The organism is Cupriavidus pauculus, assembly GCF_008801835.1.
In the GTDB taxonomy this organism is placed as follows: domain Bacteria; phylum Pseudomonadota; class Gammaproteobacteria; order Burkholderiales; family Burkholderiaceae; genus Cupriavidus; species Cupriavidus pauculus.
Genome location: NZ_VZOW01000001.1, coordinates 267,703 through 282,061, shown reverse-complemented (window position 1 = coordinate 282,061; position 14,359 = coordinate 267,703). Strand labels below are relative to the sequence as shown.

General features: G+C 65.1%; 15 protein-coding genes. 1 reads left to right on the top strand and 14 read right to left on the bottom strand.

Annotated features, from left to right (window positions below):
- Position 1: 1 nt before the first annotated feature.
- Positions 2–1,147, bottom strand: a complete 1,146-nt coding sequence (locus tag F7R19_RS01225) for an AI-2E family transporter (RefSeq protein WP_150979093.1) — start codon at positions 1,145–1,147, stop codon at positions 2–4.
- Positions 1,148–1,181: 34 nt separating this feature from the next.
- Positions 1,182–1,469, bottom strand: a complete 288-nt coding sequence (locus F7R19_RS01220) for a hypothetical protein (RefSeq protein WP_061955128.1) — start codon at positions 1,467–1,469, stop codon at positions 1,182–1,184.
- A 139-nt stretch (positions 1,470–1,608) separates the two neighbouring features.
- Between F7R19_RS01220 and ppk2 the strand changes: the two genes are divergently transcribed.
- Positions 1,609–2,433 (top strand): polyphosphate kinase 2, encoded by an 825-nt coding sequence (gene ppk2 / locus F7R19_RS01215; protein WP_150979092.1) that lies wholly within the window; start codon positions 1,609–1,611, stop codon positions 2,431–2,433.
- A 46-nt stretch (positions 2,434–2,479) separates the two neighbouring features.
- On the opposite strand, the gene F7R19_RS01210 is transcribed toward ppk2, so the two are convergent.
- From F7R19_RS01210 to F7R19_RS01155, 12 genes are all read right to left on the bottom strand, one after another.
- Entirely contained in the window at positions 2,480–2,869 is a 390-nt protein-coding gene (locus tag F7R19_RS01210; RefSeq protein ID WP_061955126.1) for a hypothetical protein, read from the bottom strand.
- 71 nt (positions 2,870–2,940) lie between these two features.
- The gene (locus F7R19_RS01205; RefSeq protein WP_061955124.1) at positions 2,941–3,528 is read right to left on the bottom strand and encodes a hypothetical protein; all 588 of its coding nucleotides are present in this window, start codon (positions 3,526–3,528) and stop codon (positions 2,941–2,943) included.
- A gap of 54 nt (positions 3,529–3,582) precedes the next feature.
- The gene (locus F7R19_RS01200; RefSeq protein ID WP_223505956.1) at positions 3,583–4,044 is read right to left on the bottom strand and encodes a glycine zipper domain-containing protein; all 462 of its coding nucleotides are present in this window, start codon (positions 4,042–4,044) and stop codon (positions 3,583–3,585) included.
- Between the two features lie 14 nt (positions 4,045–4,058).
- Complete coding sequence (locus F7R19_RS01195) at positions 4,059–5,537, bottom strand: efflux transporter outer membrane subunit (RefSeq protein WP_223505732.1); 1,479 nt, start codon at positions 5,535–5,537, stop codon at positions 4,059–4,061.
- A complete protein-coding gene (locus tag F7R19_RS01190) occupies positions 5,534–8,713 on the bottom strand; it encodes an efflux RND transporter permease subunit (protein WP_061955120.1) in 3,180 nt (1,059 codons plus the stop codon). The genes F7R19_RS01195 and F7R19_RS01190 overlap by 4 nt, the downstream gene beginning before the upstream one ends.
- Entirely contained in the window at positions 8,710–9,990 is a 1,281-nt protein-coding gene (locus tag F7R19_RS01185) for an efflux RND transporter periplasmic adaptor subunit (protein WP_150979091.1), read from the bottom strand. Before F7R19_RS01185 ends, F7R19_RS01190 begins: the two co-directional genes overlap by 4 nt.
- A 95-nt stretch (positions 9,991–10,085) precedes the next feature.
- On the bottom strand, positions 10,086–10,340 hold the full coding sequence (locus tag F7R19_RS01180) for an RNA recognition motif domain-containing protein (protein WP_061955118.1): 255 nt from the start codon (positions 10,338–10,340) through the stop codon (positions 10,086–10,088).
- Between the two features lie 127 nt (positions 10,341–10,467).
- Positions 10,468–10,839: a response regulator transcription factor gene (locus F7R19_RS01175; RefSeq protein WP_061955116.1), complete on the bottom strand. Its 372-nt coding sequence runs from the start codon at positions 10,837–10,839 to the stop codon at positions 10,468–10,470.
- Positions 10,840–10,942: 103 nt separating this feature from the next.
- The gene (locus F7R19_RS01170) at positions 10,943–11,569 is read right to left on the bottom strand and encodes a response regulator transcription factor (protein ID WP_150979090.1); all 627 of its coding nucleotides are present in this window, start codon (positions 11,567–11,569) and stop codon (positions 10,943–10,945) included.
- Positions 11,570–11,611: 42 nt separating this feature from the next.
- On the bottom strand, positions 11,612–12,466 hold the full coding sequence (locus tag F7R19_RS01165; protein WP_150979089.1) for a sensor histidine kinase: 855 nt from the start codon (positions 12,464–12,466) through the stop codon (positions 11,612–11,614).
- A gap of 15 nt (positions 12,467–12,481) precedes the next feature.
- Positions 12,482–13,051: a BPSL1445 family SYLF domain-containing lipoprotein gene (locus tag F7R19_RS01160; RefSeq protein ID WP_061955218.1), complete on the bottom strand. Its 570-nt coding sequence runs from the start codon at positions 13,049–13,051 to the stop codon at positions 12,482–12,484.
- Positions 13,052–13,435: 384 nt separating this feature from the next.
- Positions 13,436–14,329 carry a DUF2950 domain-containing protein gene (locus tag F7R19_RS01155; RefSeq protein WP_223505730.1) on the bottom strand — a complete coding sequence of 298 codons (894 nt, stop codon included), beginning with the start codon at positions 14,327–14,329 and terminating at the stop codon, positions 13,436–13,438.
- Positions 14,330–14,359: the final 30 nt, after the last annotated feature.

Genomic DNA, 14,359 nt, shown 5'->3' with positions numbered 1-14,359 from the left:
GCTATCCGCCCGGCAGATCCGCATGGCCGAGCGGCGCGGGATCGGCCCGCGGCGCCATGTCCAGCGCGGCGCCGGGCTGCGGCGCATCTTCAACCCACTGCCAGAACAACTGATAGCCCACCGCCAGCACCACCGGCCCGATAAACAGCCCGATCACCCCGCCGGCCACCATTCCGCCCAGCGCCCCGATCAGCACCACCGGCATCGGTACATCGACGCCACGCCCCAGCAACAGCGGCTTGAGCACGTTATCGGCCAGGCCCGCAATGAAGACGTAGATCGCGAACACGATGTTGGCCGCGGCGATGTCCTCGGTGGCGAACACGTACACGATCACTGGGATCGTTACCAGCGTGGCCGGCAATTGCATGATGCCCAGCAGCAGCACGGCCAGCGACAGCAGTCCCGCGCCGGGCACGCCCTTGATGACGAACGCGATGCCGATCAGCAGCATCTGGATGAACGCGATGCCGATCACGCCCTGAGCGACGGCGCGGATCGTGGCGGTGCACAGCGCGGCAATGCGCGGGCCACGCTCCGGGCCGGAGATGCGCGAGGCGATCTGCACGGCCGCGTGCGTGCCGTTGGTGCCGTACGCCATGAAAATGCCGGCGATGATCAGTGCGCCAACGAACATCAGCAGCCCGACGCCGACACTGCCTACCGTGCCCAGGATCGTCACGCTGGCCGTCTTGATCTGCGGCGCAAGTTTCTGCAGCAGCCCGGTTGCGTCGGTCGACGCCATCAGCCAGAAGTCGTGCAGGCGCTGCCCGATCAACGGCCATTGCGCTACCGAGTCGGCCGGCGGCGGAATGCGGATTTCGCCGCTCTTGGCCACCGCCATGGCGTGCTCGGCCGAATCGATCAGCGCCATGCCCAACAGGTAGGTGGGCGCCAGCACCACGGCGATCACCATCAGCACCAGCAGCGCCGCGGTGTGGCCCTCACGCGAGAACACCTTGCCGTGCAGGCGTCGTTGCAGGGGATACATCGTAATCGCAAGGATCACCGACCAGACGATCAGGTCCATGAAGGGCCGGAAGATCTGGAAACACAGCACGGCCAGCAGCGCGATCAGTCCGAAGCGGATGTAGGTGTCGATCAGCGTGCGCGACACCAGCGCAACGGGAAGAGGCGAAGGCGTCATCGAAGCTCTCCTTGCATGTCTTGCCCGTGCGACGCTAGCCGCGCTGGCGTGCGCGTCCCGCGATGGCCAGCGCCGCGCCCAGCAGCGCCAGCACCATGCACCCGAGCAGCCAGTCGCGCGCCAGCACGCTCACCAGATAGCGCGGCGGATCCGCCGACAGGCGAATCATCTGCACTTCCAGCCCGCGCAGCGCCATCCTGAACAGGTTGAGCCTGTCAGGCATCTGCCCGCTGGGATCGCTAAAGAAGATGCCAAGGAACGCCAGCGCCAGCGCCACACCCATCAGGTATAAACCGGTCTTGTACATGATGGCCACCCCCATGGAAAAGAGTCCGCCATGCACCGCGCCAATGCAATTGGTCCTTGGGCCAAGCATTGGACCAAAGGCCCTTGCCAGTGAGGCCACGGTGATCCAGATTGAAGGAAACGCGGCGCACCGGCCACGTATCGGGAAGGACGCCATGGGAAAGAAGCACGCACGCGAAACCGACGCAGCCGACCACAGCGCCGTGCCCGCGCTTGACCGCAAGACCTACGACGCGGCGCTGCGCGAGCTGCATGTGGAACTGGTGCGCATGCAGGACTGGATCAAGGCCACCGGCACCAAGATCTGCGTGGTGTTCGAAGGCCGCGACGGCGCCGGCAAAGGCGGCACCATCAAGGCACTGACAGAGCGCGTGAGCCCGCGCATCTTTCGCGTGATCGCCCTGCCCGCGCCGACCGAGCGTGAAAAAAGCCAGATGTACATGCAGCGCTACATCCCTCATCTGCCCGCCGCCGGCGAAGTGGTGATATTCGATCGCAGCTGGTACAACCGCGCCGGCGTAGAGCGCGTGATGGGCTTCTGCGACGAGGACCAGGTCGAAACCTTTCTGCGTGCCGTGCCGCTGCTAGAGCGGGCGATTGTCGGATCGAACGTGCTGCTGATCAAGTACTGGCTGGAAGTGAGCGAGCCGGAGCAGACGCGACGCCTGCAGCAACGCATCCAGGATGGACGCAAGACGTGGAAGCTGACCGACATGGACCTGAAGTCCTACAGCCGCTGGTACGACTACTCGCGCGCGCGCGACGCGATGTTTGCCGCCTCCGATACCGATTTCGCGCCATGGCATGTGGTGCGGTCCGACGACAAGCGGCGCGCGCGGCTCAACATCATCAGCCACCTGCTATCGCAGGTGCCCTACGAGCGCATCCATCGGAAAAAGATTTCGCTGCCCCAGCGGCAGAAGCCGGGCGGCTACCGCGAGCCCGACTACCCGTACCGCTACGTGCCCGAGACCTACTGACGTGCCGACCGACTGAAGCCGCCGCGCAAGCTGCGGAGCCCGGCGCTCAATCCTTGATCAGCGTCTTCTTCCACTTGCCGTCAGCCTGCTGGCAGTACCAGCCTTTCCATCGTTCGGGCTGACGTCCCTGCTGGCGCAGTTCGCTGCTCACCTGGCGGCAGCGCAGACCCGCGTGCGTGCGCGTCTGTACCGGCGTGATGCTGCCTTCGGTCACTTTGCCCTTGGCGTTCGGCGACAGCGTGAAAGGCACGGCCGTGCCGTCTTCCGCCTCGTTCAGGGTTTTGGTGAAAGTGCCGACCAGTTCCGCGGTCTGGTCCTTGCCCAACGTGCCGACGATGGTCCCGTTGAGGAAGTGGTCGTAGTAAGCATGCGCAGGCCACGCCGCACCAAGCAGCAGCGCACAGCAAAAGATTCGCCGGTTCACGATGACATTCACGATGCTCTCCTGCGGTCCGGCCGCACCGGGTCTGGTGATTGCGGCCCGGCCGAACCTGTTGGCGCGCCGCGCTACTTCGCGGCCCCCGGTTCCACCGACACCGCCACGGCCTCGGTGTAGACGGCCTGGACACGGTCGCCCTTCTTCACATTCTTCATCTGATCGGGGTCGCTGACCAGCAAGTCCACCACGCGGCCGTGCGGCCCCTTGACGGTGACGATCTGGGCATCCTTGTTGACCGCTACCACCTGCGCCACGACGGTGACCTCTCGTCCTACCGTTCCGCCAGGCTTGGCGCCCGGTTCGGCCCGCTGCGAGATCTCGCGCTCCTGCACCGTGGCCGCGCCGCTACCTTTCTTCAGACTCACGGTGAGCGCCTCGTTGTACGACACGGTGACCTTGTCGCCCACCCGCAACTGCTCGAAGTTGCGCGCTTCGGGGCCGACCGTCATCTCGGTGATCTTGCCTTGCGCGGTCTTCAGCGTGATCTTGCGCGTCGCGGTATCGATGGCCGTAATCGTTGCGGTCACTTTCGCCGTGCCGGTCGCGGTGGTCTGCCCTTCGGTGCGCGTCACGTCCATCTTCATGTCTGGCTGGCTCTGCGCCATGGCAGGCGCGGCCAGCAGCAATGCCACCGGAATCACGAGTTGCTTCCACATACTTCCTCCTTAGCACAAGGCTGACTGAAAAACTTGCGGCGGGCCGTCGGCCCGTCAGCGGATCGAATAGCCGCGCCCTTGCATGCAGGCGCCCCACGCCCGGTAATACGTATCCATGGCGCCAGCCGACTGCGCCTGCGAGTTGGCCTGCGCGTTGCGCTTGTTCTGCCGCGCACGCGAGCCGCCTGCCACGGTGCCGACCGCCGCGCCAGCCGCCGCGCCCTTGCCCGCATCGCCGGCAATGCCGCCGATCACCGCGCCACCGAGCGCGCCGCGTGCCGCCCCGCCTACACGTTCTCCGCCGCCCACGGCAGGGCCGCTCGGCGGCGGCGGTGCGCTGCTGACCGCGGCGGGGTCGATGCCGGTATTGGACTTGGCCCACGCGTAGCAGGCGCCGTCATCCTGTTGCTGCTGCGCAGCGCTCTGCCCCTTTGCCGGATAGGCAACCGGCTTGGACTGCGCCATCGCGCCCGTGCAGAGACCAAATGCCCACAACACGACCAGCGGAAACCTCATCGATCTGTTCATGACTACTCCTTGATGGCGCCGCTGAGCGTATCGAGCTGGGCCTGTGCGCCGGGTCCCACCGGCCAGCCGCCCCCGAGCGCCTTGTAAAGCTGAATCAACTGGCCAAACTCTGCGCTAAGCAGACTCGACTGATCGAGCTGCGCCGAAAACAACGCCCGCTCGGAATCAAGCACCTCCAGATAGCTGGTGTAGCCGCCCTCGTACCGGTCGCGCGCCAGCAATGCGTAGCGCGACAACGCGTCGACCTGTTCGTTCTTGGCAATCAGCTGGCCGCGCGTGCGCTGCGCGCTGACCAGTGCATCGGCCACTTCGCGAAAGGCGGTCTGCACCGACTGCTGATACGACAGCAGCGCCTGCGCCTGGCGCGCTTCGGCCTGTTTGACGTCGCCGGCAATCGCGCCGCCGGTAAAAATCGGCACGCTGATCAGCCCGCCAAACGACCACGTGCGCGCAGACCCGACCCACAGGCCGGATAGCGCGGTGCTGGCCGCGCCAAATAGCCCAGTGAGAGAAATCGTCGGGAAATACTCGGCGCGCGCCGCGCCGATGCGCGCGTTGGCGGCCACCAGGTTCTGCTCGGCCAGCAGCAGATCCGGCCGTTGTTCAAGCAGCGACGACGGCAGCCCCACGGGCACCGTGGGCAACACCAGATCGCCGATTTCCTTGCCGCGCGGCATGTCGCGCGGGTTTTCGCCGAGCAATCCGGCCAGCAGATTCTCCTGCAGCGCCACCTGTTGCTGGAACTGTTCGACCGACACCTGAGCCGACGCATATTCCGAACGCGATTGCGAATACTCGACCTCGGACACCACGCCGCCCTGAAAGCGGTCGCGGAACACCTCGAGCGCGTCGGCGCGGCTGCGCAGCGTGTCCTGCGCGATGCGCAGCCGGTTGTCGAGATCGCGCAGCGTCACGTAGGCGCTGGCCACCGACGCCACCACACTGATTTCCGTGCTGCGGCGCGCCTGTTCGCTCGCGGCCCATTCGGCCCGCGCCGCTTCGGTGAGCCGACGCACGCGGCCGAACATGTCGATTTCCCACGAGGCAAATGCGTCGATGCGCACCTGATTGAAGGGGTTTTCGAGCGGCACCAGGCTGCCGCCGCTTGCGCTGACACGCTGCCGGGTGCCGCCCAACTCCGCGCCAACCTGCGGAAACAGCCCCGATCGCGCCACCATGACGCGGCCGTAGTATTCCTCCACGCGCGCGGCGGCGATCAGCACGTCGCGATTGTTGGCGCGCGCCGTGGCGATCAGGCCGTCCAGCACCGAATCGCCGATCTGCGCCCACCAGTACGCGCTGTCCGTCGGCGTGGCTGCCGCTGTAGCGGCGTCGGTTTCGCTGGCAAAGCGGTAGGTGTCCGGCACGCTGACGTCGGGCCGCACGTAGTCCGGTCCCAGCGTGCAGGCGCCGCACGCCAGCGCCGCGGCGACCATCGCGCCACGCGCGCGCCTGAGGCCGCAGGCGACCGGCCGGCTCATGCGCTGCCTCCACCTGGCGCGGCGGGATCCGGACTGACCGGCGTGACGGCCGGTGGCGTGGCCGGCGGGGTCGCTTTCTTGGCCGACGTGCGCTCCAGCCCCCAGAAGAACATCGGGATAAAGAACACCGCGATCACCGTGGCGCCCAGCATCCCGCCGATCACACCTGTGCCCAGCGACTGGCGGCTGGCGGCCGAAGCGCCACTGGCAATCGCCAGCGGGATGCAGCCAAGAATGAACGCCAGCGATGTCATGATGATCGGGCGCAGCCGCAGCTTGGACGCCTTGACCGCCGCATCGTAGGCGCTCAGCCCTTCCTTTTCGCGCATCTCCACGGCAAACTCGAAAATCAGAATCGCGTTCTTGGCCGCCAGGGCGATCAGCACGGTCAGCCCGATCTGGAAATAGACATCGTTTTCCATGCCCCGCACCAGAATGCCAACGAGCGCGCCGAACAGCGCAAACGGCACAGCCAGCAGCACGCCAAGCGGCAACGACCATTTCTCGTACTGCGCGGCGAGGATCAGGAACACCATCAGCAACGCGAAGGCGAACACCATGGCGGCCGTGGAGCCGGCCTTCTTTTCCTCATAGGCCTGCCCGCTCCACGAGAAGGCGTAGCCCTCGCCCAGCGTTTCGGCGGCCACCTCTTCCATCGCCTTGAGCGCCTGCCCTGAGCTGTAGCCGGGCGCCGCGTCTCCGGTGATCTTGCCAGCCGGAAAATTGTTGAAGCGCGTCACCAGGTCCGCGCCCGCCACATACCGCGCGTTGGTCACCGCCTTGATCGGCACCATCTCGCCGCGCGCGTTGCGCACGTACACCTTGTCGAGATCCTCGGGGCGCGAGCGATATTCGGGCTCGGCCTGCAGGATGACCTGGAACAGCCGGCTGTTCTTCGGGAACTGGCTCACATACAGCGATCCGAACATGGTCTGCAACGCCGAGTAGACCTGCTCGACCGGCACGCCCTGGGTCTCGGCGCGTTCGCGGTCCAGATCGACCAGCAACTGCCGCGAATGCGTGTTGATGGTGGTGCTGACGCCGCGCAGCTCGGGCCGCTGGCGCGCCTTGGCGATAAACGCGCGAACGCGCTCTTCCAGTTGCTGGTAGGTGCCGTCGCCCGTAGCCTGCAGCCAGAACTCGAAGCCGCCGGTGGTGCCCAGACCCGGGATCGACGGCGGATTTACCGGAATGACCAGGCCTTCGCGATAGGTCGAGAATTCCCGGTTCGCGGCGGCGATCAGGTCGGCGGCGCTCTCGCCCTTGCCGCGCTCATGAAAGCCCTTCAACGTGATGAACAGTGTGCCGGCGTTGGACTTGTTCTGCGAATCGATCAGGCTGAAGCCGTCCGGCGACGCCACCGACTTCACGCCCGGCTGCTTTTCGAACCATTGCTCGGCACGCCTGGACAACTCTCCGGTGCGGTCCAGGCTTGCGGCGTCGGGCAGGATCACCGCACCGAGCAGATACCCCTGATCCTCGACCGGCAGGAACGATGACGGGATGCGCATGAACAGCAGCACACTCACGGCAATCAGAGCAATCACCAGCGCCACCGAGATAACCGTGCGCCGGATGATCGCCTGCACGACGCTGCCGTAACCTTCCACCATGCGGTCGAAGCTGCGATTGAACCAGCGGAAAAAGCGGTTTTTCTCGTGACTGCCGGGCTTGAGCAGGATGGCTGCCAACGCCGGCGACAACGTCAGCGCCACCACACCGGACAGCAGTACCGACACCGCCAGCGTGATGGCGAACTGCTTGTACAACTGACCGGTGATGCCGGACAGGAACGCCACGGGAATGAACACGGCCAGCAACACCAGCACGATAGCGATCACGGGACCGCCCACTTCGTCCATGGCCGCCTTGGCGGCTTGCTTGGGCGGCATGTGGAATTCCATCATGTTGCGCTCGACGTTCTCGATCACAACAATGGCGTCATCCACCACGATGCCGATCGCCAGCACCATGCCGAACAGCGTCAGCATATTGACCGAGAAACCGAACGCGGCCATCGCCGTGAACGTGCCGATGATCGATACCGGAACGGCGAGGATCGGCACCAGCGTGGCGCGAAAACTCTGCAGGAACAGGTACACCACCAGGATCACCAGGATCACCGCGTCGCGCAGCGTATGCACGACCTCGTTGATCGATTCATGCACAAACTCGGTGGTGTCGAGCGCCACTTCGTATTCCAGGCCCGGCGGAAACGTCTTGCGCGCCTCTTGCAGCGTCTTGCGCACCTGTTCGGCCACAGCCAGCGCATTGGCGCCGGGCTGCTGATAGACCGCCAGCAAAGTCGCCGTCTTGCCCTTGTAGCGGCTACGTAGCGAATAATCCTTCGATCCCAGCTCAGCGCGGCCGATATCCTTGAGACGCACCAGCGCCGCATCGCCCGACGCCGCGCGCAGGATGATGTTCTCGAACTCCTTGGGCTCGGTCATGCGGCCCTTGGTGGTGACCGGAAAGGTCTGCTTGACCGGCTCCGAGGTGGGCGACTGGCCGATGCGCCCGGCCGAGAACTGTTCGTTCTGGTTGGCCACGGCGCTCTTCACGTCCTCCGCGGTGATGCCAAGCTGCGCCATGCGGTCGGGACGCAGCCAGATGCGCATTGCATAGTCGGGCGTGCCGAAGATCGCCGACTGATTGGCGCCCGGAATGCGCTTGAGCGAATCGAGAATGTAGATGCTCGTGTAGTTATCGACGAATGTCTGCGGATAGCTGTTGTCGGGCGAATAGACGGCAATCACCATCATGAACGCCTGCGAGCGCTTTTCCACCGTCACGCCCTGCCGCGTGACCGCGTCGGGCAAGGTGGGCAACGCCAGGTTGACGCGGTTCTGCACATCGACCTGCGCCAGCGAAGGATCGGTACCAATCTCGAAATAGACCGTCAGCGTCATGTTGCCGGTCGACGAGCTGGTCGACGACATGTACAGCATATTGTCCGCGCCGTTGACCTGCTGCTCGATTGGCGCGGCCACGTTCTGCGCCACCACTTCGGAGCTTGCGCCCGGATAGGTCGTCGACACCGTGATGCTGGGCGGCGTGATGTCGGGGAATTGTGCGATCGGCAGATTGAACACTGCCACGAGCCCGCCCACCACGATAATGATCGACAGCACCGATGCGAAGATCGGCCGGTCGATAAAGAAGTGCGATAGCTTCATGACGCGCTACCTTTCGGCGGCGTGGCAGGGGAAGGCGCCGGAGCATTCGGCGGCGGCACGGCAGGGGGCACGGCGTGCGGCGTGCCGGCAGCGTTCGCGGGCGCCGTCGACGGCGGACCCTCGGCCACGCGCGGGCGCGGCTGTGCAATCACCGGCTTGACTGGCGCGCCGGGCGCCAGCCGCAGCGATCCATCGACCACCACCACATCGCCCTCGCGCAGGCCCGAGCGCACCACCCAGTTGCCTTCGGACCACTCGCCCACTTCGATCACGCGCGACTCGGCCTTGTTGTCCTTGCTCACCGTCCACACCGACTGACCGCGCTGGCCTTGCACCACGGCTTCCTGCGGCACCGTGATCGCGCGCGTGCGCGAGGCGCCCATTACGTGCACGCGCACGAACTGGCCGGGGCGCAGCGTGCCGTTCGGGTTCGGCAACTCGGCGCGCACCAGATACGTGCCGGTCTCGGAATTGAACGCGGCATCGGCAAATGCAATATGCCCGCGCTGCGCATACCTCGTGCCGTCGGCCAGCACGATCTCCACTTCGAGCGCACCACGCGCCGGCATCTTCAATTCCCCGGAAGCCTGCTCGGACTGGCTGCGCAGCACCTCGTTCTCGGACAGGCTGAAGTTGACCCAGATAGGATCGAGCTTGGCCACATACGTCAGCAGGCTATTGGAGGCATCGATGTAGGACCCGACCTGCTTCTTGGCGAAGCTCGACAGGCCCGCCACGGGCGAGGTGATCGTGGTGTAGCCCAGATTGAGCCTGGCATTGGTGACATTGGCACGGGCTTGCTCGACCGCCGCGGCGGCGGCCTGCTCGTTGCCGGTTGAGTCATCGAGATCCTTCTGGCTCAACGCATTGCGCGCCGCCAGCGGCCGCACGCGCGCAAGGTTGGCGCGCGCCGTGGTCAGGCGTGCCTGCTGTTGCGCAAGTTCTGCCAGCGCGGCGTCGAGGGCGGCCTTGAACGGCTTCTGATCCATGCGGAACAGCACTTCGCCAGCCTTGACCAAGGCGCCCTCGGTGTACAGGCGCTGTTCCAGGAAACCGTTGACGCGCGCGCGGATTTCCACCTGTTGCGAACTCTGGGTCTCGCCCACGAAGTCGAAGGTCAGCGGCACATCGCGCAACGCCACGTGCATCACACCCACCTCGGTCACCGGCGGCGCGGCCGGCCTCTTGGCCTCCTGCTTGCTGCAGGCCGCCAGGGCCAGTGCCGCAAGCACCGGCAACACGTATCGACAGCCAATGGATTCCAGACCGGTTGCCATCGTCTCCCCTTCGTTCGCCTTGTCCACGCCACGCTCACCGCATGGCGCGCGCCGCGCGGGCGTGGGCCACAAGCACGCGCCTTTGCCGCCCTGCATTACCGGAAGCGCTCCCTGAGCACCAGCGCGTTGATCTTGTGGCCGTTCCAGAACACCCCGTGAATGCGCGGCGCAAGCTTGTACAGCTCGGCCAGATCCATCGTGAGGAAAGTCACCGTGACCGATGGGCGCGTGCCGTCGCCCTCCTGGCGCTCGATCTCGTCATAGGGCGGAAATCCGTAGCGCCCCAGGAACGCCTGCACGTCGTCATCGGTGGTATCGGGATGGAGATTCGATAACATCATCAGCGGCATATTCCGCTCCTCGTCGCGATTCCGGCATCACGCCCGCGAGAAGGCTGCGACCCGATATCGTCCTGACTAGAGTTTGTCTGCTATCGGGCTGTTGGCAATTGGACCAAGGACCATGCCGCCGCGCGCGCTACACCAGCGTGCTGCGCACCAGGTCGATCAGTTGCGTGGCGTTGAAGGGCTTGCGGAAATAACCGATGGCGCCGGCCGAGAGTGCGGCGTCGCGCGCTTCGGGCACATCGTGGGCGGTGATGAAGATGACCGAGAGCGGAAAGCGGGCAAGACGGCGCTGCACTTCCAGGCCGTCCATGCCGGGCATGCTGACATCGAGGATCACGCACGCGGGCAGATAGCCGGGCTGCGTGGCGATCCTGGCAAGGCAGTCGGCACCGTTGTGGAAAGTGTCGACCGTCATGCCTGCGGCACGCAGCAGGCGCGAGATGGCGCGCGCCACCGACACGTCGTCATCCACCACCACCACAAATCGACCGGTCGAAGCCATATGCGTGCGAAGAGAGCGTTACCAAGCCGTATTCCTTCAAGGCTAAGTAACCTGCCTCGCATGCGATATTGGCCCATGGTCCCATCGGATGACGTGAAAGCGGTCAGGTCGCCGCAGGCCCGGCGTCGCCCATGCCCATTCTGTCGGCAAGCCGCACCAGCGCGGGCAGCGAATTGACCTCAAGCTTTTGCATGACGTGGGCGCGATGCACCTTGATAGTCTTCTCCACGGTGCCCAGCTGGCTGGCGACCTGCTTGTTGCGATAACCGGTTACGATCCATGCCAGCACTTCGCGCTCACGCGGGGTCAGGCGCTCGATCTTTCGCAGCAGTGCCTGCTGGTCCTGATGGAACGCGAAACGCTCCACGGCTGCCACGCAGGCGCGCTCGACGGCGGACAGTAGCAGCGTGTCCGCGACGGGCTTTTCGAGGAATTCGATCGCGCCGGCCTGCATCGCCCGCACCGCCAGCGCCACGTCGGCGTGGCCGGTCAGAAAGATCACGGGTAGCTTGCGCTGCAGATCCCGCTGCAGCATCAGGCCGTCCATGTTGGGCATCATCAGGTCCAGCACCACGCAGGCCGGGCCCGTATCGAGCGTAGCGGTGTCGAGAAATTCCTGCGCCGATGCGGCCAGCGATGTCAGGTAGCCGTGTGCGCCCAGCACGCGACCCACCGCGCGCCGCACGCTCTCGTCGTCATCGACGATATGAACAGTGGTTCTGGTTTGCATGGTCCTGCCTCCGGCGATACGTTGCGGGCCGTGCCGCGCTGATCAGGCGGCGACGAGCCCGGTGTGCTGCGCCAGCGGACCGGTGCGCAACACGCATTCGAACTTCATACCTTGCGCGGCGTTGCGCAGAGCAAGGATGTGCCCCCCGTTTCGCTCCATCAACGCGCGGCTGAATGACAGCCCAATCCCCATGCCCTTGGATTTGGACGAGTAGAACGGCCGAAAAATGCGCTCCAGGTCGCCATCGGCGACGCCACAACCGTTGTCATGCACGCTCAGGCGCAGCGTGCCGTCTTTCATGCACGCATGCACCATCACCTTGCCATCGCCAGTCGGGTGCGCGGACTCCACCGCGTCCAGCGCGTTGACGATCAGGTTGAGCAGCACCAGTCGGATCTCGACCGGATCGCCAAGCGCGCGCGGCAAGCCGTGCGCCACCTCGCTGCCGATCGTCACGCCGCGCGACGCCGCGTTGGCCTGCACCATGTCGAGCGCCTGCTCGACCACGTCGCCGACGTCGAAGGGCAGCATGCGCGGCGCCTCGCCCAGCACAAGCGCACGCACGCCGCGCACGATGTCGCTGGCGCGCGAGGCGTCGCTCACGATGTCGTCGAGAATGTCGCCAAGCTCGGCCTGTTGGAAGTTCCCTGACGCCAGGTATGCGCGTGCCGCCTGCGCATTGCTGGTGATGGCGGTCAGCGGCTGGTTCAGCTCATGGGCGAGCGATCCGGCCAGCTCGCCCATGCCTTTCGGCATCGGCCCGTCCAAATGCCGGCCGCCGTCGGTGCGGTGCAGATGCTGGCCGATGCGGCGTTGCTGGCCCAGCGCGAAAGCGGCCGCCGACGCTAGACACAGCCCGACGAAAAGCCCCCACGCTCGTGCAGGTGTCGTCCGCATGCAGGACCCCCGCTGTCAGATATCAAGCTTGCTGATCTTCGTGCCTTCGAGCGACAGGTTCGCCATCAACCCAGCGTTGGTCAGTACGAAGGCGACGATGGGCGCCCGCGCGGTGTTGGTGTCCACCTGCCCGTTGGCCCCAACCTGCAAGACCGCGACCGAGCCATCCACACCGGCGGTCCAGCCCTTGCTCTGCTGGAAGCTGCGCAGCGCATCGTCGGTCATGAACAGCATGATCAGCGCCTTGGACTGCGCACCGGCCAGCAGCCCGAACGACGCCGAGGTGGTGCGGTAATAACCGACCGGCGCGTTGTTCACGCGCAGCGCGCCCTCTCCATATTCCGCGCCGACAATAAAACCGCCGGCAAGAATCTTGGGAAATACGAGCACGCCTCTGGCGTCATTGACCAGCGATTGCGCCGAACTGGCCGTATTGAAAAGCCGGGTCAATGTTCCATCCACACCGGCATCGATCTCGCGGCGCTTGGCGGCCGCATCCGATGGTGTGGCAGGCGTACCGGTGCACGCCGCTAGCGTGGGTACAACCACCAACGATGGCAACAACAGGAATAAGCGTCGGTTCACGATGTCCTCCCATAGACAGTATTCGAGCCGATACAGATGGCGATACGGGCCGCAATGGCCGGGAGGCGCGACCATTGCCCGGTTGAGGAGGCGGCCGGTACAAGAGTCGTCGAATGCGCACCGGCCCGCCGCGGAATCACGACCTGCTGCCTGGCGCCACCCCTGAAGACTATTGCGAACTATTGCTTTTTAGACGCCGACTTTTTATGGGTTTTGGCGTTTGTGCAATACACGTTAGGTCGGCAAACTGAGCATTGCAATATTTGCTGTAGAGAATCTGATGAAAATATCGATGCAAAAAAATTTCATTGGTAATTGGTGTCAATGCCTCCTATTAAGCAATTATTCGGTCAATGCCGAACGGCACACGCGCATTGCGCGTCACTACTGCAATGGCGCAGAAGCCTGCGACGGTACCTTGGTCCATCCGGGGCCAGGGTCGAACTGGTCGATCGCCGCGGCGCGCGCCGCCGTGTCTGCGCCGAGATCGCGTTCGTAGACCTGCCCGTCGTGATTGACGATAAAGCTCTTGATGCCCGACTCGCCGTACTTGACCGGCCAGGCCAGTACCGCGAATCCGCCGAACAGCATGCCGTTGACCTGGTACGAATATGCGCCGCCGGGCGCGGCAGGCCCTTGTCCGGTCAGCAGCTTGTAGCGATAGCCGTGATAGCCGCCCGCTGCGGTGTGTTTTGACGTGGCGTCGATAAAGGCCGGTCCCAGCGGACTGACGGGCTCGCCAGGCGCGCTCGGCCAGTACAGGCCGTCTTTCTTGCCCGGGGAGCTCACCAGGCGTGACGCATAGATCGTCATGCCGCGCGGCCCATGATCGCCGGCCGCGTATTCGCGCTGTGCGTCGTACACCGCGAGCATGGTCTGTATCGTGTTGAGTTCATTGCGGCCGATGCGGCGCAGACGCATCTCGTTCTGGCCGGCGCGCATGTCGAAATGCCAGCGCCCGTTGCTGCGTACCAGCGGGATCGGCAGCGTCCAGCCGTCGTTGCCCACCGTAATGCGCGCGCGGTCGGCTCCTTCCATCTGCACCGCATGGGCCTGGCTCCACGCCGACAGAAAGCGATAGCGCAGCTCGGCGCCCAGCGGCGGAATCACGCTGCGCCACCCGGGACCCAGGAGTGCCTGCACGGCGCTGTCGTTGCTCGTGGCGATGGCGTCCCCGAATGCGTGCATCGCAGTCTCTGGCGTATCGAACGCCTGTTGCGCATGCGCGATGCCGGGGCTCCCCGCGCACATCGCCAGCAACAGCATGGCCATTGCCATGTGCCGCCGCGCAATCTCCGTCAATGCCCG

Excerpts from the sequence above, each read along its gene's own strand:
- F7R19_RS01220 (WP_061955128.1), bottom strand. The coding sequence starts at position 1,469 with ATGGGGGTGGCCATCATGTACAAGACCGGTTTATACCTGATGGGTGTG.
- F7R19_RS01155 (WP_223505730.1), bottom strand. The coding sequence starts at position 14,329 with ATGGCAATGGCCATGCTGTTGCTGGCGATGTGCGCGGGGAGCCCCGGC.
- F7R19_RS01170 (WP_150979090.1), bottom strand. The coding sequence starts at position 11,569 with ATGCAAACCAGAACCACTGTTCATATCGTCGATGACGACGAGAGCGTG.
- F7R19_RS01180 (WP_061955118.1), bottom strand. The coding sequence starts at position 10,340 with ATGCCGCTGATGATGTTATCGAATCTCCATCCCGATACCACCGATGAC.
- F7R19_RS01165 (WP_150979089.1), bottom strand. The coding sequence starts at position 12,466 with ATGCGGACGACACCTGCACGAGCGTGGGGGCTTTTCGTCGGGCTGTGT.
- ppk2 (WP_150979092.1), top strand. The coding sequence starts at position 1,609 with ATGGGAAAGAAGCACGCACGCGAAACCGACGCAGCCGACCACAGCGCC.
- F7R19_RS01205 (WP_061955124.1), bottom strand. The coding sequence starts at position 3,528 with ATGTGGAAGCAACTCGTGATTCCGGTGGCATTGCTGCTGGCCGCGCCT.
- F7R19_RS01195 (WP_223505732.1), bottom strand. The coding sequence starts at position 5,537 with ATGAGCCGGCCGGTCGCCTGCGGCCTCAGGCGCGCGCGTGGCGCGATG.
- F7R19_RS01200 (WP_223505956.1), bottom strand. The coding sequence starts at position 4,044 with ATGAGGTTTCCGCTGGTCGTGTTGTGGGCATTTGGTCTCTGCACGGGC.
- F7R19_RS01225 (WP_150979093.1), bottom strand. The coding sequence starts at position 1,147 with ATGACGCCTTCGCCTCTTCCCGTTGCGCTGGTGTCGCGCACGCTGATC.
- F7R19_RS01190 (WP_061955120.1), bottom strand. The coding sequence starts at position 8,713 with ATGAAGCTATCGCACTTCTTTATCGACCGGCCGATCTTCGCATCGGTG.
- F7R19_RS01175 (WP_061955116.1), bottom strand. The coding sequence starts at position 10,839 with ATGGCTTCGACCGGTCGATTTGTGGTGGTGGTGGATGACGACGTGTCG.
- F7R19_RS01185 (WP_150979091.1), bottom strand. The coding sequence starts at position 9,990 with ATGGCAACCGGTCTGGAATCCATTGGCTGTCGATACGTGTTGCCGGTG.